Below are 20605 nucleotides of genomic sequence, written 5' to 3'. Positions count from 1 at the left end.
CCAAGTCGTTTTTCGTAATTCGCGCTGCACGGTTCAGCGGTAATTTTTGTATTAACAATGCCAGCTTACAGCGAATTCAAAAATTGGCAAATGAGTTCAGCCCCCCTCTTTCGGGATGCCTGAACGTCAATTACTAAATTTTTAGTTTGACACATACGCAAGAAATCGCTGATGCTGTCCGGCATCCGGTTTCTGCCGGAGAACCATAATTTTTGGGAGGAGACAGATGCGGAGACATCTACTTTCCGCAGTGGCGGCGGCTGCCGTCATTGCGGGGCACGGTCCTGCTTGGGCCGACGAAGCCGCAGCACAACGTTGGATCGACGACGAATTCCAGCCATCGACATTGTCGAAAGACGAACAGATGGCCGAGATGCAGTGGTTCATCGAAGCTGCACAGCCTTACGCAGGTATGGAAATCAACGTCCTGTCCGAAGGTATCCCGACACATTCCTACGAATCCGAGGTGCTGACCAAGGCGTTCGAGGAAATCACCGGTATCAAGGTCAACCACCAGATTCTGGGTGAAGGTGAAGTGGTTCAGGCCGTTCAGACCCAGATGCAAACGGGTCGGAACCTGTATGACGGCTATGTCAACGACAGTGACCTGATCGGCACCCATTCGCGTTTGCAGCTCGCCTATGCGCTGACGGACATGATGAACGGTGACTGGGCGGCGACAACTTCGCCGACGCTGGATCTGGATGACTTCATGGGCATTCAGTTCACCACCGGCCCGGACGGCAAGCTGTATCAGCTGCCCGACCAGCAGTTTGCGAACCTTTACTGGTTCCGCAAGGACTGGTTCGATGATGAGGCCAACAAAGCCGCGTTCAAGGAAAAATACGGCTATGATCTGGGTGTCCCGGTCAACTGGTCCGCATATGAGGACATCGCCGAGTTCTTCACCAATGACGTGAAAGAAATCGATGGCACCACGATCTACGGGCACATGGATTACGGCAAGCGCGCGCCCGACCTCGGTTGGCGCATGACCGATGCCTGGCTGTCGATGGCCGGTGCCGGCGACAAGGGCGAACCCAACGGTGTGCCTGTCGACGAATGGGGCATCCGCATGGAAGCGGGCACCTGCAACCCTGTTGGCGCTTCGGTGTCGCGTGGTGGTGCTGCAAACGGTCCGGCTGCGGTCTATGCGATCCGGAAATGGGACGAATGGCTGCGGGCCTATGCGCCTCCGGGTGCCGCGTCTTATGACTTCTACCAGTCGCTGCCGGCACTGAGCCAGGGTAACGTGGCCCAGCAGATCTTCTGGTACACAGCCTTCACTGCCGACATGGTGAAGCCGAAGTCCGAAGGCAACAACACCGTGGATGACGAAGGCACGCCGCTGTGGCGGATGGCGCCCAGCCCGCACGGCCCCTACTGGGAAGAAGGCCAGAAGGTTGGGTATCAGGACGTGGGTTCCTGGACCTTCCTGAAATCGACCCCTGCGGATCGTGCTCAGGCAGCCTGGCTTTATGCCCAGTTCGTGACCTCCAAAACTGTCGACGTGAAGAAGTCCCATGTGGGTCTGACCTTCATCCGCGACAGCTCGGTCAACCACGAGTCGTTCACCGAACGCGCGCCCAAGCTGGGTGGTCTGGTCGAGTTCTATCGCTCGCCTGATCGTGTGGCATGGTCGCCGACCGGCATCAACGTGCCGGACTATCCGAAGCTGGCCCAGATCTGGTGGCAGCAGATCGGTGACGTGAACTCGGGCGCCTTCACCCCGCAAGAGGCGATGGACCGTCTGGCCGAAGAGATGGACATCACCATGGCCCGTATGCAGGCCGCGGATGAAAGCGCCGGTGTCTACGGCGGCTGTGGTCCACGCCTGAACGAGCCGCAGGATCCGTCTTTCTGGCTGGAAAAGCCGGGTTCGCCCAAGGCCAAGCTTGAGAACGAAAAGCCGCAAGGCCAGACCGTCAACTATGACGAACTGGTTCAGCGCTGGCAGTCTCAGTAAGCCGTTGAAACCCGGGGGTGCCGCATCAGGCACCCCCACTTCAAGACCAGTGCATTGCACTGAAGGACCGGAACCCACGGACATGATCGAACTTCAAGACGCGACCAAAAGGGTCGGCAACGTCATCCATATCAAGCCCACAAACCTGACCCTTCAAACAGGCCACTTCAACGTGCTGCTGGGCGCGACGGGCTCGGGCAAGACCTCTCTGATCAAGATGATGGCCGGGCTGGACCCGATCGCCTCGGGCAAGGTCCTGATGGATGGGCAGGACGTCACACGGCTGAACACGCAGAAGCGAAAAATCAGCCTCGTGCACCAGTTCTTCGTGAACTACCCACATATGACCGTATTCGACAACATCGCTTCGCCCCTGCGCGTGGCAGGCATGGCGCAGTCCGAGATCGAGGGCCGCGTGGAAGAGGCCGCCGACCTGCTGCAACTGCGCCCGATGCTGCACCGCCGCCCGCACGAGCTGTCGGGTGGCCAACAGCAGCGTACCGCGCTGGCGCGTGCCATCGCCAAGGACAGCCGCGCGGTATTCCTGGACGAACCGCTGGCCAACCTGGACTACAAGCTGCGCGAGGAATTGCGCGAGCAACTGCCCGAGCTATTCGCCGGGCGCGGGGCCGTGGTGGTCTATGCCACGTCCGAGCCCGAAGAGGCGCTGCTGCTGGGCGGCTACACCGCCCTGATGGAAGATGGCCGCGTGACCCAGTTCGGGCCAACCGCTGACATCTATCGCAACCCCGAGAACATCGCCGCCGCGCGGGTCTTTTCAGACCCCCCGATCAATATCGCACGCATCACCGTTTCCGCTGCGCAGGCGCAACTGGCCGGTGGAGGTGGCTGGGCCGTCACCGACATGGCCGACGGAGATTACATGGTCGCGGTGCGGCCGCATCGTGTGACGCCGTTCCGTACGTCTGACGCGGACGTGGAACTGACCGGCCGCGTGATCGTGACCGAGCTTTCGGGCTCGGATTCCAGCGCGCATTTCCAGCATGGCGAGGACGCCTGGGTGTCGCTGGCCGCCGGGGTCCATCCCTATCAGGTGGGCGAGGATCACACATTCTTCATGAACCCGGCCCATTGCCGGTATTTCGGCCAAGACGGCAAAAGGGTGGCCTGACATGGCACAGATCAAACTTTCGAACCTCCGCCACAGCTACATGCCGTCGCCAAAAGGCCCCGAGGACTATGCGCTGAAGGAAATCGACGTGACCTGGCGTGATGGCGGGGCCTATGCGCTGTTGGGGCCGTCGGGCTGCGGCAAGTCCACGCTGCTCAACATCATCTCTGGCCTGCTGACCCCGTCCGAGGGGCAGATCCTGTTCGGTGACCGTGACGTGACCGCCCTGCCCCCCGATCAGCGCAACATCGCACAGGTGTTCCAGTTTCCGGTGATCTACGACACGATGACCGTGGGCGAAAACCTGGCTTTTCCGCTGAAGAACCGCGGCGTCGATCCGGCGACGATCAAGCGCCGCGTCGACGAGATTGCCGAGATGCTGGATGTCACCGACATGCTGAACACCCGTGCCAGCGGCCTCAGCCCCGACAACAAGCAGAAGATCTCGATGGGTCGCGGTCTGGTCCGCGACGACGTGAACGCGGTGATGTTCGATGAACCCCTGACCGTGATCGACCCGCATCTGAAATGGAAGCTGCGGTCCAAGCTGAAAGAACTGCACCAGCGCGTCAAGGCGACGATGATCTATGTCACCCATGACCAGACCGAGGCCCTGACCTTCGCCGACGAAGTGGTTGTGATGCAGGAAGGCGAAGTTGTGCAGATCGGAACGCCGGTCGAACTGTTCGAGCGCCCGCAGCACACGTTCGTGGGCCATTTCATCGGCTCGCCCGGCATGAATGTTCTGCCCTGCGAGGCGCGCGGCGACCGCGCCCTGTTCGAAGGGCACGAAGTCATACTGGAAGGTCCCATTCACGGTGATGGCGGCCGCACCGATCTGGGTATTCGCCCGGAATATGTGGGATTTGGCGAGACCGGCATCCCGGCGCATGTGACCAAGGTTTCCGACATCGGTCGCCACTTTGTGGTCAGCGCGATGGTCGGCAATACCGCTCTCAAGGCCGTGACCGAACACAGCGTGCCCGAACCCGGATCACAGGTTTTCCTTCAATTCAAACCCGAACAATCCCGCGTCTATCGGGACGGCTGGATCGCAACCGAGGAGCGCAGCTGATGAGAACAGAAAACCAAAAAGCCTGGTTCTTCGTCCTGCCCGTGCTGGCATTGGTCGCGTTCAACGCGCTGGTGCCGATGATGACGGTGGTCAACTATTCGGTGCAGGAAACCTTTGGCAACAACCAGTTTTTCTGGGAGGGCCTGGGTTGGTTCGAACAGATCCTGCGGTCGGACCGGTTTCAGGCCGCACTTGGACGACAGTTCCTGTTTACCTTCCTGATCCTGATCATCGAGGTGCCGCTTGGCATCATCGTTGCCCTGTCGATGCCGCGCAAAGGTTTCTGGGTTCCGGTCTGCCTGGTGCTGATGGCCCTGCCGATGCTGATCCCATGGAACGTCGTTGGGTCGATGTGGAATATCTTTACCCTGCCCCAGATCGGTCTGTTGGGATATTTCCTGAATGACGTTCTGGGCATCAACTATGACATGACGCAACAGCCGCTTTCGGCCTGGATCACCGTCATCGTCATGGATGTCTGGCACTGGACGTCGCTGGTCGTGTTGCTGTGCTACGCGGGCCTCGTGTCGATCCCGGATGCCTACTATCAGGCGGCCAAGATCGACGGCGCAAGCCCATGGTCGGTGTTTCGGTACATCCAGCTGCCCAAGATGAAAACGGTTCTGACCATCGCGGTCCTGCTGCGGTTCATGGACAGTTTCAACATTTACACCGAGCCTTTCGTACTGACCGGGGGCGGCCCCGGCAACTCGACCACACTGCTGTCGATCGACCTGGTGAAGATCGCGCTGGGACAGTTCGACCTTGGTCCTGCGGCGGCGATGAGCCTGATCTACTTCGCCATCACGCTGCTGGTCTCATGGCTCTTCTACACTCTGATGACAAAGGATGACGCGCAATGAAGAAGCGGTCTCTTATCCCGATCCTCTATATCGCGTTCCTGATGCTGCCGATCTATTGGCTGGTGGCGATGTCCTTCAAGACAACGAACGAGATCCTGTCGGGCTTTTCCCTGTTCCCGCAGACCTTTACGCTGGAGAATTACATCACCATCTTCACCGATCCGACGTGGTATTGGGGCTATATCAACTCGATCACCTATGTGACGTTGAACACGGTACTTTCGGTTTGTGTCGCTCTGCCTGCTGCCTATGCGTTCTCTCGCTACAGGTTCCTAGGTGACAAACAGCTGTTTTTCTGGCTGCTGACCAACCGGATGGCTCCGGCTGCGGTATTTGCGCTGCCATTCTTTCAGCTCTACTCTTCCATCGGTCTGTTCGACACGTATCTGGCCGTGGCGCTAGCCCACACACTGTTCAACGTGCCGCTGGCAGTTTGGATTCTGGAAGGCTTCATGCGGGGAATTCCGAAGGAGCTGGATGAAACCGCCTATGTCGACGGCTATTCCTTCCCGCGTTTCTTCGTGACGATCTTCCTGCCCAATATCAAAGCGGGCGTCGGCGTCGCGGCCTTCTTCTGCTTCATGTTCTCGTGGGTGGAAATGCTGCTGGCCAAGACCCTGACCGCGGTCGAGGCCAAACCCATCGCCGCCGTGATGACCCGCACCGCATCCAGCGCAGGGTACGAATTGGGCCTGCTGGCCGCCGCCGGCACCCTGACCATCATCCCCGGCGCCATCGTCATCTGGTTTGTCCGCAACTACATCGCGCGTGGTTTCGCGATGGGACGTGTGTGAGGTTCGATATGCGCAAACTTCTTCTCACCCTTCTTTTCCTGCCTTCCACGACCTTTGCCCAGCAGGCCGGATGGGGCAGCGTCGGCCAGCCAGAGGAAAAAGGCTTTTCCTGGACGGCCCCACTGTGGCCCGATTTCTGGATGGCCTGGACCCCGGCGACACTGGCCGTATTCGTCGGAATCTTTTCGGCCATCGCTGTGATAGGCGTTCTTGAGGGCTTCAAGTATCGCGACGGGATAGAACGGCGCGGCGTACTGGGGCTGACAACCACATTAGGCGACCGGCTTTTCATCACCCTTCTGGGGTCCGCCTATATCTTCCTCGCCTGGCTGGGTCTTGTCGGGCAACCGGTCTGGATACCTCTTTTCCTGTCTATCGGCTGGGGCGTTTTTGTGTTCTGGAAAGTTTAGACTTTGAGAAATCGCGAAAGGATGCTTGTCTGTCAGGCATACTAAACATGACAACACCGAGATCGATGCGAAAGAAAAAGACAACAAATCTGCTGACCGAGGTTGAACTGGAGTTCATGAACGAGCTCTGGGCCCTCGGGCAAGGCTCGGTGCGCGATGTCCTTGACCGCCTGCCGTCGGAACGCAATCTGGCCTACACATCCGGCGCCACGATCCTGCGTATTCTGGACGAGAAGGGTTTTGTGGAAAGCCGCAAGACAGGAAAGACCCTGATCTATACGCCACTTCTGGAAAAGGACAGATATCAGGCCCGTTCGCTGCAAAACCTGTCCCGCACACTGTTCGACGACACCCCCGCCACATTGGTGGCACGGCTTGTCGATGATGCGGGGCTGAGCGAAGCCGATCTTGAGGAAATTCGAGCGCTGGTAGAAAGGAGACTGCAAAATGACAGCGGTTAGACCGGTTCTCGACGCATTCATTGAACTCAACATCGTGCTGGCCTTGTCGGCCGTCATCTGGCTGGTGGCACGCGCAGCCCTGAACCGAACAGCCCTGCGCCACAGCTATGTCGCGCAGTTGCGTGCGCTCAAGGCGCTGTGCGTTTGCGTACTGATCAGCCCGTTTCTTGCGTTCGGCGTGTCATCATTCGCCTCTTACGCATGGCCGGGCGGCGCCATGGCGCTTGGTGACATCGCCGTTGCCGCCTATCTGCGCGGCGACATCGCCATGCCCGCCACCCAGTTCGAAGCCTTGCTGAACACCCGTGAACGATGGGTGGATCTTGCATTGTCGGGGCAACAGCCGGTGATCACTGCCCTTGCAGCCCTGCTTGTTATGGTCGCAGCGGTGTTTGCGGCCCGCGCGCTGCGGGACGCGGCAATGATCCGTCAGACAGTCAAGTCCAGCTTTCTTTGGCGGCAGTCGGCCAAGGTTGACATCCGTCTTTCTGATCGCATCACCGTACCGTTCGCCGTGCGCGGATTGCGCCGTCGCCATGTCGTTCTGCCAAGCCACCTGCTGGATACCCCGCACGAACTGCGCTTTGCGTTGGCGCACGAGCTTCAGCATGTTCGGGCCGGTGACGTGGAATGGGAACTGGGCTTTGAAATGCTGCGCCCGCTGTTGTTCTGGAACCCTGCCTATCTGATGCTCAAGTATCAGTTCGGCCGCTTGCGTGAACTGGCATGCGACCAGTCCGTGGTGGCCCGCAAACGGATCGATGCGCGCGAGTACACCGCGTGCCTGCTGGATTATTGCGCACGTACCATCTCGGTTAACAATCCCCGCGTTCTGAATGTTGCCTTTGTGACGGGCGGCAAGGCCAAGCGTGTGCTGCGCCAGCGCGTGCTTGCGCTGACTGATGCGCAACCGACGGTGCCCACCCTGCCCGCTCTGTTTCTGGGGATGGCATTCACCTTCGCCACCCTTCTTGCACTGGGGTCTGCGTCGCTACAGCAAACACAGGATTGGAGCCATGATCGCCTGATGCTGTCGACCGTGGTCAATCTGGAACGGCTGGAAGCGCGCAATCAGGGGAACTGATCCGACCTGATCACCATCCGCGACGCCCGAACAGTGAATGGAGTCGACCTTGATCGGAAAAAGGCTCCAGCGCTTGTGAGCGCTCCAACCGCGCCACGACGCGCGCGACCAGAACCCAACCTATGACCGCAAAGATGACGCCTCCGAAGGCCTGACCCAACAGAACGCCGGATGCCCCGGCGATCTGTGAACCAATCGTCGCGAAAACCCATGTTCCGATTGTGTGGCGACCCCAGTTTATCCATGTGGAATAGACCGGGTGCCCCAAGTTGTTGAAGCTGGCATTTGTCACGAAAATCACACCATTGAAGAACGAAGCCAATGCCAGCGGGCCACAAAACAGATATATCAGACTTCGGGTTTCGCCCTCGGCTGCGAACAGGTCCGCAATCGGTGCGCGCAGCAAAAACAAAATGGCCGACATGCAAAGTACATAAATGGCCGTAAACTTGATTCCAGCCAAAAAGGCAGCACGCACACGATCGAACTTTTCGGCCCCGAAATTCTGCCCGATGATCGGCCCTATCGCGCCAGACAGCGCGAAGATGACCGAAAACGCCACTGGCAACAGACGCCCAATCACAGCCATGCCCGCAACCGCATCCGTACCATATTGCGCGATCTCCCGCACCACGATGGCATTCCCGATCGGCGTGGCGACATTCGTCAGAACAGCAGGAATTGCTATTGCCCGCACGGGGCGCAAATCCTGTCCCACTTGCTTCAGTGAAGGGCGTGCAAATCCCCGATGCACCCGCAGCGCGGGCCACAATGCCGCCCCCAACATGCACAGCCGCGCCAGGACCGAGGCTATCGCGGCCCCGTCCAGCCCCAACCCGACAGCAAAGATCAAAATCGGATCCAGAACAGCATTCACCACACCGCCATAAATCGTTGCCATCATCGACCGTCGCGCATCGCCGTGGGCGCGCAGCACCGCCATTGCCGCCATCGCAATCGACATCACGCACATGGTGGGAAGGATGATAGACACATATCGCGTCGCCAGCCTCAGAACCTCACCTTCTGCGCCAAGCAAGGACAGCAGGTAACTGAGATTCAACAAGACCAGGCCCGATGTCATCAGCCCGGCAATCAGCCCGATAACGGCCACGCTGGACGCGTAATGCCTTGCCTGTTCAGCCCGCCCGGCCCCGAGTTCGCGCGCAACCAGCGCCCCGGCCGAAATCGACAATCCGATATTGATCGCGTTGGTGAAAAACAGCAGCGTACCGGCATAGCCCACTGCCGCCGCAAGGGCGTCTTTGCCCAACATCGAGATGAAGATCATATCGACAAAGTCGACGGCAAAAATGGCCATCAGGCCAATGCTGGTGGTCAGCGACATGCGGGTCACATGCAGCATCAGGCTGCCGCTCAAAAACACCGCTTTGCCTGCCGATCGATCCGCCAAAACCCAGTTCGCCCCACCTGTTCGACCCGGACGGGCCTCTGATTCCGTTGCGCTCGGCCAGGAAAAACCCCGGCCAACGCTGAAGCAAACTCACGCGTTTCCGGGGCATTGTACACAAGTTATTTTACGGACCGGCGTAACCCACAGGGATCAGACAAAACGGTTCACGTAGTTCTCGAGGATTTCCTGACGCCCCGAGCGCGGTTTTGGATTGAGATCCTCGTCCAGAACCCGTGCTGTGATTTCGTCAAGACCAGAGGTCAGCATCGCCTGCGCCTCGGGCGTATTCCAGCCCGCGTACCGATCAGCCAGCGCCTGTTCCAGTCCGCCATCTTCCATCATCGCTGCCGCTGCTTTCAGGCCCCGGGCACAGATATCCATCCCGCCCACATGCGCGGCGATCAGATCTTCGGCATCGATAGACTGCCTGCGCAGCTTGGCATCGAAATTGGTGCCGCCGGTTGTGAACCCGCCCGCTTTCAGGATGTGGTAATAGGCCAACGCAACCTCGGGCGTGTTGTTGGGGAACTGATCCGTATCCCATCCTGACTGATAGTCGTTCCGGTTCATGTCGATGGATCCCAGCATCCCCTCGGCCGCAGCCACAGCGATTTCGTGTTCGAAGCTGTGACCTGCCAGGATCGCGTGCCCCTGTTCAAGGTTCAGCTTGACCTCATCCTCAAGCCCATATTTGCGCAGGAAACCGATGCAGGTGGCGGCGTCGAAATCATATTGATGTTTCGATGGCTCCTGCGGCTTGGGTTCGACAAGGATCGCGCCCTTGAATCCGATCTTGTGCTTGTACTCGACCACCATGTTCAGGAACCGGCCCATGTGATCCAGTTCGGTTTTCATATCGGTGTTGAGCAACGTCTCGTACCCTTCACGCCCGCCCCAAAGCACATAGTTTTCGCCCCCCAGCTTGTGAGTGGCATCCATGCAGGATTTCACCGTGGCGGCGGCAAAGGCAAAGACATCCGGGTCAGGGTTCGTGCTGGCCCCTCCCATCCAGCGACGATGGCTGAACATATTGGCCGTGCCCCACAGCAGCTTGGTACCGGACGCCTGCATCTTTTCACCGATATAGTCGGCGATGTCGTTCAGAGTACGCAGATTGTCGGCAAAGTTCCCCTGCTCGGGGCGGATATCGGCATCATGCCAGCAGAAATAGGGCTGTCCCAGAATCTGGAACATCTCGAACGCGATATCGGCCTTCATCTTGGCGCGGCCCATATCATCCTGTGGGTGCCAAGGACGTTCGAAAGTGGGGCCGCCAAAGGGATCTCCACCCTCCCAGGCGAAGGAATGCCACCACGCCACGGCAAACCGCAGGTGATCCTCCATGCGCTTGCCCAAGATGATCTCGTCCGGGTTGTAGTGACGGAACGCGAGCGGGTTCTTGCTGTCCTCGCCTTCAAATTGGACTTTTTCAATTCCCTGAAAAAAACCGCTCGTCATTTCATTTACCTCATTCCGTCTTTTCGCCGGGCTTTTTGCCCAGAATGATCATCGACAACAGATCGTCATCGGTGACGTCTGCAATATCAACCGTTCCAACCAATTGCCCGTTCTTCATGACCGAGGCCCGGTCGCACAGCTCCATCACCGCGTGCACATCGTGGTCGATCAGGAAAATCCCGATCCCCTGCGCCTTGAGCTGTTGGATCAGGTCCGCCACCATCTGTGTTTCGTGCGGGCCAAGTGCGGCCGTGGGCTCGTCCATGATCAGGATACGGGCGTTGAAGTACACCGCACGCGCGATGGCCACCGATTGACGCTGACCGCCCGAAAGGGCCGAGACCGGATCGTTGAACTTCTGAAAGTTCGGGTTCAGCTGTGCCATGATCTTGCGGCATTCCGCCTCCATCGCGGCGTCGTTGACCAAACCAAAGGGCGTGACCATTTCGCGGCCCAGAAACAGGTTCGAACTGGCATCCAGGTTATCCGCCAGCGCCAGCGTCTGATAGATCGTCTCGATATTGTTGGCGCGCGCGTCGCGGGGGTTGTTGATCTCGACCTTGTTGCCGTCGATCAGGATTTCGCCGTGGTCCATCTGATAGGCACCCGAAAGCACCTTGATCAGGGTGGATTTGCCGGCCCCGTTGTGCCCCAGAAGGCCCACGACCTCGCCCGGATAGAGATCAACCGACACATGGTCTACCGCCTTGATGCCCCCGAAGGAAATCGAGATATCGCGCATTTCCACCAGCGGAGGCTGGCCCGATCCGCGACCCGAAGCCCGGTTTTGTGTTTCTTGTGCTTGCATCATTTCGCCCCCAGACGTTTGCGATAGACGATGTCGATATAGACGGCCAGAACCAGGACGGTGCCGACGACGATGTTCTGAAACGGCGCATCCACGCCGACCATGGCCATGCCCGATTGCAGCGCCTGCATGATCAGCGCGCCAAGGATTGCGCCGTAGATCGTTCCGATGCCGCCGGACAGCGCCGTTCCACCGATCACGGCGGCGGCAATCACGCGCAGCTCATCCAGCGTTCCGATATCGTTCGAGTGGTTGGCCAGACGGGCCGAGGCCACAACCGCCGACAGCGCGCACAGGAACCCCATCAGGGCAAAGATCTTGACGGTCATCAAACGGGTGTTGATGCCCGACAATTCGGCTGCATCCGGGTTGCCGCCAGTTGCAAAGATATAGCGTCCAAAGCGGGTTTTGCGGGCCACAACGGTCAGCGTCACCGCCACAATGATCAGGATCAGGACCGAAATCGGGATGCCGTATCCCACAACCAGCCCTTCCGGCATGGTCTCGCCCCGCGCTTCGAACATGCGTTCAAGCCGACGTGTCGGGATGGCATAGCTGTTGACGATAAAGACATAGCCCATGATGGCAATGCCAACGATCCCGGCAAGTGTCGCTTCGGCCCAGACTGGCTTGACAGGGAACCCATGAGCCGCTTTGGACCGGCGACCGCTCCACAACGCCCAGATCGCGATAGCGGTGGCGGCAAGGCCGAACAGGAGGCTGACGGTTGTTCCCAAGGTTCCGTTGGTGCCGCCAAACATCAGGAATGTGCTGTCCAGCGGGCCGATTGTCTGGCCGTCAGTCATGTACCAGGCAACGTTGCGCCAGACCAGAAACCCGCCAAGCGTTACGATGAAAGCCGGAATGGTCAGATACCCCACCATCCAACCGTGGAACGCGCCGATCAATGTGCCAACCACAAGGCCCACCACCAACGTGATCGCCCAGGTCGCCGGGTGGTTCAAACCCATGCCCAGAACATTCGGCAACAGCTCGGTCTGTGTCATCGCCATCACAGCAGATGTGGTCGCCAGAAGCGCCCCAACTGATAGGTCAATGTGGCGCATGACGATGATGAACACCATGCCACATGCCATGATGGCGACCGAGACGGTCTGGATCGACAGATTGAACAGGTTTCTGGGCGTCAGAAAGCGGCCGTCCGTAAAGATGTTGAAGCCGATGCACAGGATGATGAAGGCGCCGATCATGCCCAATAGCCGCATATCCAGTTCCAGTTGCTGAAACAGGTTGGCCTTTGCTTTTTGGGGTACCGGCTGAGACGAAGTTTCGGTCATATCCGATCTTTCATGTTCAGCTATGATCTCTGGCCCACCCTTGCGGGCCAGAGATATCATGGTTTGGAACTTGGACTAGTTACAGGGTGCAGGGCCGTTTTCGACGCCCTGACACAGGTCTTCCAACGGAATCCAGCCAGCATCGACCACAACGGACAGGTTGTCTTTGGTGATCGGTACAGGCGCAAGGAAGACCGAGTTCATCTCGGTTCCGCCGGGCGACGTCCATTTGATGGCGCCTTCAATGTCCTCGGGGCTGGTTCCGTTGCTCAACGCAACTGCAATTTCACCGGCAGCTTTGCCCAGTTCACGCGCATCCTTCCAGACAGAAACGGTTTGCGTGCCCTTGGCGACCCGGTTCAGCGCCGCGTGATCGCCATCCTGACCCGAGACCGGAATGCCTTCCATGCCCTGCGCGGTCAGCGCGGCGACAACGCCGCCGGCAGTACCGTCATTCGAGGCCACGACGGCATCAACGTTGTTTTCGTTCGCAGTCAGGATCTGTTCCATGTTGCGCTGCGCGTTCGCAGGCAGCCAGCCGTCGGTATAAGCTTCACCCACGATGACGATATCGCCGCTGTCAACGGCGGCCTGAATGATCTCTTGCTGACCGCCGCGCAGGAAATCCGCGTTCGGATCCGTGGGCGAGCCCTTGATCATCACATAGTTGCCTTTGGGCATCGCTTCGAACACCGCGCGCGCCTGCATCCGGCCAACTTCAACGTTATCGAATGTCAGATAGAAGGCACGGTCATCTTCGATCAGACGGTCATACGCGATGACCGGAATGCCTTCGTCTGCCGCGGCCTGCACTGCCGGGCCGATGGCCTGGGAATCCTGCGCCAGAATGATCAGCGCATCAACGCCCTGGGCGATCAGACTTTCAATATCCGACAATTGCTTGGCGGAAGAAGATTGGGCATCAGACGAGATGTATTCCGCACCGCCCGCTTCCAGTGCAGCCTTGATCGCCGCTTCGTCGGTCTTCCAACGCTCTTCCTGGAAATTCGACCAGCTTACACCGACCGTGGGCTCTGCGAATGCAACTGTCCCCATCAGGACCGCCACAGCAGAGGCGCTGAGAATTCGTTTCATGATTTCCTCCCGGTTTCAATGAGCCATCGTTTCATGATTCGTGGCCCCGATAATTCTGAGTAGCATATTTATTTCAGTCGGTAAAATATTTATGCTATCGGTAACAGAAAAAACCACCTAGGTTGAAACAGAGATTAGATTCGCGAGGGCAAGATGCTGAAAAGCAAAGCTTCTTCAAATGCCACGGACCAAAGGAACATCACTCGCCTGCGCGTTCTGGAAAAAATCCGGGCCAGGGGAGCCATTTCACGAATCGACATCGCCAGCGCGTTGGAGACCAGCCCAGCGACCATCACGTCCGCCACTGCCGATCTGCTGTCCGCTGGTCTGATTGAGGAAATAGAAAGCGAAACACCTTCCAAATCAGCGCGCCGCGGCAGGCCGCGAGTACAGCTGAAACTGAATGGCGCGTCACATCTGATCGCGGGCGTGAAAATCGCCCGCCAGCAGGTTTCAGTCATTCTCGTGGACTTCGAAGGAACCGAAATCACTTCGTACACGCATCCGCTGGACCAAGCCCGCATGGCCCCGGATGCGTTTGCCGCGAAGATCCGCGCCGTGCTTGATCAGGCCTGCGCCTCGGCAAACCGATCCCTTGCCGATTTGTCCGGTGTCTGCATCGGCATCGCCGGCCTTATTGATGCAAATCAGAACTTTGTGCATTGGTCATCTTCCCTGACGGAACGAAATGTGGATTTGAGCCCGCTGTTGTCCAAGGTGCTCCCCTGCCCTGCCTTCATCGAAAACGACGCCAATCTGGTCGCGAAGGCGGAACAGCTTTTCGGATTGGGAAAGGGGCTGAAGAACTTCTTGGTTGTTACGATCGAGCACGGCATCGGCCTGGGCATCGTTCTTGACGGCAAGCTCTATCGCGGCGAACGCGGATGCGGAGCAGAATTCGGGCACCTCAAAGTTCAGTTGGACGGTGCGTTGTGCCAGTGCGGGCAGCGCGGATGCCTCGAGGCCTATGTGGGCGAATACGCCCTGATCCGCGAAGCGACGATCGCCAGTGAAGCAACGGACCCCCGCACTCTTGTCGATATACTCGCAGCAGCAAAAGCCGGCGACGCCCGATCCATTTCCGTTCTGGCCCGCGCTGGCCAAATGTTCGGCATGGGGGTTTCGAACCTGATCAATCTGTTCGACCCCGAATGCATTATCCTGTCCGGCGCCAGAGGCCGCTTTGACTACCTGCATTCAGACGAGGTGATGGCACGTGTCCAAAACGGTGTCGTCAGCGTCGACGCGCCTTTGCCCGAAATCAAGGTCAACCACTGGGGTGATTCAATGTGGGCAAAAGGGGCAGCGGCTTATGGAATTGAACAGGTCTCTATCCTGAAGGTCAGGGAACTGGCGGCTCATGCGAATTAAGATGACAATCTTGCTTGCGGTGGCTTCCGCTGCTGCTGCGGAAACCTTTCCTCCACGCTTTCAAAAGGTGGAAACCCCCAGCCATGTTTACGATGGCGGCTGGGAACACTTCGTCGGTGGGGGGGGCGCGGTCTTCGACTGCAATGATGACGACCGCCCTGAATTGTTCGTGGCAGGCGGATCAAACCCAGCGCAATTGTTCATCAACACATCCGACACAAAGGTCAGTTTTCTTCCGGATACGCCCAGCCCGTTATCCTTGACCGGTGTGACCGGCGCATACCCGGTGGACATTGATGGCGATGGGATCCTGGACCTTGCGGTTTTGCGCGTAGGCAAAGACCTGTTGCTGCGCGGCAAACCGAACTGCGCGTTCGAGCCTTTCACGGCACTGAGTTTTCAATCTCAGGACCATTGGACCACCGGCTTTTCCGCCACTTGGGAAAGCGGGCAAACCCTGCCAACGCTGGCCTTTGGGACCTATGTCGACCGAAGCAATCCAGATGGACCTTTCGAGGCTTGCGGGCCGACGCTTCTGTACCGCCCGGAAGGGAGCGAATATGGCGATCCTATCCGTTTGGAACCCGGTCATTGTTCCTTGTCCATCCTGTTTTCCGACTGGGCCCGCACGGGTCGCGCGGATCTGCGCGTCAGCAATGACCGCCACTACTATGTGCGTGGCGGACAAGAGCAACTGTGGGCCATGGAAGACCCCCCGCGCCTGTACAGCGAGGACGATGGATGGCTGCCCTACTCGATCTGGGGCATGGGGATTGCCTCGCGGGATTTGACCGGTGATGGGTTTCCCGATGTTTATCTGACGTCCATGGGGGACCAGAAATTCCAGGTTTTCGATCCCGCAAAGGATGGGCCGACATGGCGGGATGCAACCTATGACCGAGGCACTACCGCACACAGGCCACACGCAGGAGGAGACGGCCGCCCCTCGACCGGTTGGCATGCTCAGTTCGGGGACGTCAACAATGACGGGCTGGACGACATTTTTGTCGCCAAAGGCAATGTTGAGCAGATGCCCGACGCGGCGCAGGACGACCCCAACAACCTGTTGATGCAGACCGCCGACGGTCGGTTTGTCGAAACAGCGTCACAAGCCGGTGTCGCGTCCATGGCAAAATCCCGCGGCGGGGCCCTCGCGGATTTCAACGGGGATGGATGGTTGGATTTGGTGGTGGTCAATCGTGGCTCGGACCTTGAGGTTTTTCAGAATGAACCGAAGACCGGCAACTGGCTCATGATTGATCTCGGCCAGAGCCATCCCAACAGACAGGCAGTCGGCAGTTTTATCGAAGTCAGGACGACCGAGGGCATTCAAACCCGTGAAGTGACCATTGGCGGGGGGCACGCCAGCGGAATTGCCGGGTTCCACCACTTTGGGCTAGGAGACTTCGAAACCGCAGAAGTACGGGTGATCTGGCCTGATGGAGAACATGGAGATTGGCAGAAGGTAGATGCCAATCAGGTAATCCACCTCGGCCGTTGATCACTGATCGACGGGCAATCCGCTGGGAACCGATTGAGGAACACCCAGCCGCACTGACGGATCTTCCAGCGTGCCCAGAAAACTCAGGATGGCATCGACCTCGCCCTCACTCAGATTGATGGGCGCCAGATCATTTGACGCTGCTATGGCTTCGACATGCCGGGGGTCCAGCAAAGCCTTTTGATCCTCTGCCCCGTCAAACTCTGGCAGATCAGCCAGTTCGATGGCGTAGTTCCGCAATGCGGAAACCGGATCCAGATGATGGCGCACGACATCCTCAAGCCGTGTGTAGGCACCGCTGTGGCCATATGGCGCCGTCAGGGTCACGTTGCGCAGCGAAGGCGTGCGAAATGCGAACGCATCATCCTTGTCACCGGTGACGCGCAGTCGCCCGTCATCCCGCACATGATTTTCGAAACGGGCTGTTTTTCCGGGACCGATCTGAGGCATGGCGATGGAATGGAATCCGTGATCGGTCTGGAACCAGCCGGAATGGCAGGTGCTGCATCCAGCCTTTCCGTAGAACAGCTCCATCCCCAGCTGCGCTTGTTCGGGCAGCGCGTCTTCGCCTCGCATCGCTCGGTCAAAGAGGCTGTTGTCAGCCCGCCATTCAAACGCGATGAAATCGGCAATGACATTGGCGATTGCGGTAAAGGTGATGTCTTCTCCGGGCGCAATGTCATCAAATCGCCTTTGATACTCTGGTATCGCCGCCACACGCGCGGCAATCAGATCCCAGGCGCCACCCTCTTGGGTCAGCAAGCCGAGACGCACGGCCTTGCTGACTTCGTTTTCAGAATAGTGCCCCGCCATTTCGTCAGGTGACAGCACCGGGAACATCGCCTGCGCCGCCAAAGCCGATTTGAACCCCGGCCTCATATGCGTCCCCAACGGGGTTCTGATGCCATTGGGCTGTGACGTATCCGTCTCGAGGCGGCCGTCATGGAAAAACGTCGTGAATTCCAGCGCTCCGAGGTTCCACATCGCGGGTGAGTTTCGGGGAATGCGCTGCTCGGGCTTGTTGTCTTGAGTGAGCTTGCGGTTTCCCCCCAAGCCGACCCCACCTTCGCCGATACCCAGCGAAAGACCGTCGGACGTTCCCAGTTTCGGATGATGACAGGTTGCGCAACTGATGTTCCTGTTCCCCGACAGGATCGGATCATAAAACAGCAGTTGCCCCAACTCTACGCTGGAAAGGTCAGGTTCGATGAATTCAGGGCGCGAACCAAGGTCTTGCGCCTGAGCAACTGAAAGAGACATCCAGATGCCCACGGCAGTTGCTGCGATCTGAAATCTCATGATCGTCCCTCGGAAATCTCAAGTGTCAGTGTTTGTCGATACGGGTTGTCCGGCGTATGGATGACGGATGGGAACGCAGGGATATTCACGGCGTTTGGATATCCTGACGGTTCAATACACAGCCCCGCACCCGGGCTAAATCGGCCTGACAGATGAGCCCCGGTATAGACCTGTGCCCCGGGTTGATCTGAATACACATTCATCCTCAATCCCGAAGGTGCCCTGACCTCTGCGACCGGATGGTCATGGTTTCCACTTTCCTCAAATACAAAATAATGGTCCAGCTCGCGCCCCTCTGCCCCGACGGTGCGGGACAACGCGAAATTTGGCACATTTTCGCCGGCAGCGGAGATATCTCCGGAAGGAACGGAACGCGCGTCCAACTCCAGCACCAGGTTCGATCTTAGCCTGAGCCGACAGCCCAGGATATCCCCTGGACAGCCCAGAGAGTAATAAGTGTGCTGTGCGATGCTGATCGGCGTGGGGCGATCCGGTCGCGCCGTGATCGTGTAAGTCAGGCACGGATAGGTCAGTTTGACATGCACCTTGAATTCGACTTCTCCGGGAAAACCACCTTCACCGTCAGGCGAAGTCAAAGACAGAACCGCCTGATTTGGAGCGGTTTTCACGATATCCCAGTGTTTGCGTGACAGCCCGCCCGGACCACCATGCAGCGTGGTCGGCCCTTCGTTTGCTGTCAGGTGACGAACGCGCCCTTGCAATGCAAACTGCGCCCCGCCGATGCGGTTGGCCACTCGCCCAACTATCGCGCCGAGGTAAAACGGGTCCGACAGGTAATCCTGCGGATTATCGTAGCCCAATATCAAAGGCGTTTTGCCAAGCCACCATCCTTGCGTGATTGCGCCATAATTCAACAGGGAAACGGACATGTTGCCGTCTTCCAGAAGGACCTGCTCGACAGGCATGGATTTGGGATCAGCCATCAGCGCGCGGCCAGAGGGGACAAAGCAGCATAGTACTCGCGATACCGCTGGTATTCCGCCTCATATGCGCTGGACAGCTCGACCCGAGGTTCGACACGCTCAGCGACTTCCGGGGAAAGCATGACATCCCCGGGGTCGGCGCCCTGCACAGCACAGGCAGCAAGACGGGCCGCGCCGATGGCGGCACCGAACTCACTTCCCTTGGGCAGAGCAAGCGGTGTGTTCAGAACTGTGGCCAGTGTCTCCTGCCAAAATCGCGACCGCGCCCCGCCACCGACGACCAGCAGACTTTCGGGCTTGGTGCCCGTACTCTTGAGTGCTTCCAAACAATCGCGCATGGCAAAGGAAACTCCTTCCATCACGGACTGGGTCAGATCAGCGGGTTCCGATGCAATATCCAGGCCCAGGAATGCTCCGCGTATGGCGCTGTCGTTATGAGGCGTCCGTTCACCGGACAGGTACGGAAGGAAGGTGATCTTTGACGGCCCTTTCACCGAATCCGGCAGTTCCGATGCCAGCGTGCCGACGGGTTGACCGAGGTGACGGGACAGCCAGTTGAGACTGTTGGTGGCCGACAGGATCACACCCATTTGAATCCAGCGATCCGGCACCGCATGGCAAAAACAATGAACGGCTGTTTCCGGCGCGGGCGCATAGCTTTCCTTTGCGACAAGCAACACACCCGACGTGCCCAATGAAAGAAATCCGCTGCCCTCACCGATGCTTCCGATGCCGCAGGCCGCTGCTGCGTTGTCACCGGCCCCGCCGGCAACCACGACCGGCCCGGTCAGGCCCCATTGCCGAAGGATCTCTGATCGCAGTTCTCCGCCTGCCGAACTGCCTTCAACCAGCTCTGGCATTTGATCCCGGCGCATATGGCTTTGATCCAGCGCAGTGTCTGACCATTCACGTTTTCCAACGTCCAGCCATGCCGTACCGGCGCTGTCGGACATGTCGCTGACATAGGAACCGGTGAGCCAGAAACGCAGATAATCTTTCGGAAGCAACACCTTGGATGTCTTCGCAAACATGTCAGGCTCATGCCCGCGCACCCATTCCAGCTTGGGTGCCGTGAAACCCGGAAAAACGATGTTCCCGGTGATCGCGCGCATCGATGGCAGACCATCCAGCTCGGCAGCTTCCTGCGCTGACCTCGTGTCGTTCCAAAGGATACAGGGCCTCAGCACATTGCCATCCCGATCCAGCAACGTGGCACCATGCATGTGGCCGCTCAGACCGACGCCACGCACCGCGGAAAATGCGGAACCGTTCAACGCACGCAATTGGGCAACGACGTTTTGACAGGCTTCTACCCAATCGGACGGATCTTGTTCTGACCAACCGGGGCGTGGCGTGGATGTCACGACACCTGCTTCGGCTTCGGCAACGACGTTACCCTCTTCGCTGACCACAATTCCCCGAAGACCTGACGTCCCCAAATCCAGACCGAGATACACGCGTTTTCCCCCTAAATGCAGCACAGGCTGATGGTGCCACTAAGCACTTTGAACCCATGTCAGACCTTATCAGCACAGTTTGCGCTAACATAACAAGGCCAAGCAAGAGATGGCACTTAATTTTATGAAAACCCTCACAGAACGCGTGGAATCATCAGCACACACGACCAAGGTT

18 protein-coding genes are annotated in these 20605 nt (G+C 58.5%); 10 read left to right on the top strand and 8 right to left on the bottom strand.

Annotated elements, in window-relative coordinates; translation table 11 throughout:
* Positions 1-226 precede the first annotated feature (226 nt).
* The 8 genes from NOR97_RS05110 (at position 227) to NOR97_RS05075 (ending at position 7785) form a co-directional block, all read left to right on the top strand.
* On the top strand, positions 227-1966 hold the full coding sequence (locus NOR97_RS05110; RefSeq protein ID WP_170346516.1) for an ABC transporter substrate-binding protein: 1740 nt from the start codon (positions 227-229) through the stop codon (positions 1964-1966).
* 82 nt (positions 1967-2048) lie between these two features.
* Positions 2049-3098 (top strand): ABC transporter ATP-binding protein, encoded by a 1050-nt coding sequence (locus NOR97_RS05105; RefSeq protein WP_257600417.1) that lies wholly within the window; start codon positions 2049-2051, stop codon positions 3096-3098.
* Between the two features lies 1 nt (position 3099).
* On the top strand, positions 3100-4173 hold the full coding sequence (locus tag NOR97_RS05100) for an ABC transporter ATP-binding protein (protein ID WP_170346514.1): 1074 nt from the start codon (positions 3100-3102) through the stop codon (positions 4171-4173).
* Positions 4173-5036, top strand: a complete 864-nt coding sequence (locus tag NOR97_RS05095; RefSeq protein ID WP_257600416.1) for a carbohydrate ABC transporter permease — start codon at positions 4173-4175, stop codon at positions 5034-5036. The genes NOR97_RS05100 and NOR97_RS05095 overlap by 1 nt, the downstream gene beginning before the upstream one ends.
* Positions 5033-5830: a carbohydrate ABC transporter permease gene (locus tag NOR97_RS05090; protein ID WP_170346512.1), complete on the top strand. Its 798-nt coding sequence runs from the start codon at positions 5033-5035 to the stop codon at positions 5828-5830. Before NOR97_RS05095 ends, NOR97_RS05090 begins: the two co-directional genes overlap by 4 nt.
* Before the next feature lie 8 nt (positions 5831-5838).
* Positions 5839-6240: a DUF2160 domain-containing protein gene (locus NOR97_RS05085; RefSeq protein ID WP_170346511.1), complete on the top strand. Its 402-nt coding sequence runs from the start codon at positions 5839-5841 to the stop codon at positions 6238-6240.
* Between the two features lie 65 nt (positions 6241-6305).
* The gene (locus tag NOR97_RS05080; protein WP_170346648.1) at positions 6306-6701 is read left to right on the top strand and encodes a BlaI/MecI/CopY family transcriptional regulator; all 396 of its coding nucleotides are present in this window, start codon (positions 6306-6308) and stop codon (positions 6699-6701) included.
* Entirely contained in the window at positions 6688-7785 is a 1098-nt protein-coding gene (locus tag NOR97_RS05075; RefSeq protein WP_257600415.1) for a M56 family metallopeptidase, read from the top strand. The genes NOR97_RS05080 and NOR97_RS05075 overlap by 14 nt, the downstream gene beginning before the upstream one ends.
* A gap of 10 nt (positions 7786-7795) precedes the next feature.
* Here NOR97_RS05075 and NOR97_RS05070 read toward each other — a convergent pair whose 3' ends face one another.
* The 5 genes from NOR97_RS05070 to xylF all read right to left on the bottom strand — a co-directional run bounded on the left by NOR97_RS05070 (position 7796) and on the right by xylF (position 13858).
* Positions 7796-9151, bottom strand: a complete 1356-nt coding sequence (locus NOR97_RS05070; RefSeq protein WP_257600832.1) for an MATE family efflux transporter — start codon at positions 9149-9151, stop codon at positions 7796-7798.
* Between the two features lie 198 nt (positions 9152-9349).
* Positions 9350-10657, bottom strand: a complete 1308-nt coding sequence (gene xylA, locus NOR97_RS05065) for a xylose isomerase (RefSeq protein ID WP_257600414.1) — start codon at positions 10655-10657, stop codon at positions 9350-9352.
* Positions 10658-10667: 10 nt separating this feature from the next.
* Positions 10668-11465 (bottom strand): ATP-binding cassette domain-containing protein, encoded by a 798-nt coding sequence (locus NOR97_RS05060; RefSeq protein ID WP_171614469.1) that lies wholly within the window; start codon positions 11463-11465, stop codon positions 10668-10670.
* Positions 11465-12763, bottom strand: coding sequence for a sugar ABC transporter permease (locus tag NOR97_RS05055; RefSeq protein ID WP_257600831.1), 1299 nt, complete (start codon positions 12761-12763; stop codon positions 11465-11467). The genes NOR97_RS05060 and NOR97_RS05055 overlap by 1 nt, the downstream gene beginning before the upstream one ends.
* Before the next feature lie 75 nt (positions 12764-12838).
* A complete protein-coding gene (gene xylF, locus NOR97_RS05050) occupies positions 12839-13858 on the bottom strand; it encodes a D-xylose ABC transporter substrate-binding protein (protein ID WP_170346506.1) in 1020 nt (339 codons plus the stop codon).
* 153 nt (positions 13859-14011) lie between these two features.
* Here xylF and NOR97_RS05045 point away from each other — a divergent pair, with 153 nt between their 5' ends.
* Positions 14012-15229, top strand: coding sequence for an ROK family transcriptional regulator (locus tag NOR97_RS05045; RefSeq protein ID WP_170346505.1), 1218 nt, complete (start codon positions 14012-14014; stop codon positions 15227-15229).
* Between the two features lies 1 nt (position 15230).
* The gene (locus NOR97_RS05040; RefSeq protein ID WP_257600413.1) at positions 15231-16730 is read left to right on the top strand and encodes a CRTAC1 family protein; all 1500 of its coding nucleotides are present in this window, start codon (positions 15231-15233) and stop codon (positions 16728-16730) included.
* Here NOR97_RS05040 and NOR97_RS05035 read toward each other — a convergent pair whose 3' ends face one another.
* The 3 genes from NOR97_RS05035 to xylB are packed head-to-tail and all read right to left on the bottom strand — an operon-like array spanning position 16731 to position 20430.
* Positions 16731-18029 (bottom strand): cytochrome-c peroxidase, encoded by a 1299-nt coding sequence (locus NOR97_RS05035; protein WP_257600412.1) that lies wholly within the window; start codon positions 18027-18029, stop codon positions 16731-16733. It abuts the gene before it with no gap.
* On the bottom strand, positions 18026-18973 hold the full coding sequence (locus tag NOR97_RS05030) for an aldose epimerase family protein (protein WP_257600411.1): 948 nt from the start codon (positions 18971-18973) through the stop codon (positions 18026-18028). Before NOR97_RS05030 ends, NOR97_RS05035 begins: the two co-directional genes overlap by 4 nt.
* The gene (gene xylB, locus NOR97_RS05025) at positions 18973-20430 is read right to left on the bottom strand and encodes a xylulokinase (protein WP_257600410.1); all 1458 of its coding nucleotides are present in this window, start codon (positions 20428-20430) and stop codon (positions 18973-18975) included. The genes NOR97_RS05030 and xylB overlap by 1 nt, the downstream gene beginning before the upstream one ends.
* Positions 20431-20605 lie beyond the last annotated feature (175 nt).

This window comes from Ruegeria sp. YS9, from assembly GCF_024628725.1.
Lineage (GTDB): Bacteria > Pseudomonadota > Alphaproteobacteria > Rhodobacterales > Rhodobacteraceae > Ruegeria > Ruegeria atlantica_C.
Note: the sequence above shows the minus strand (reverse complement) of the source record. Positions and strands in the feature narration are given on the sequence as shown.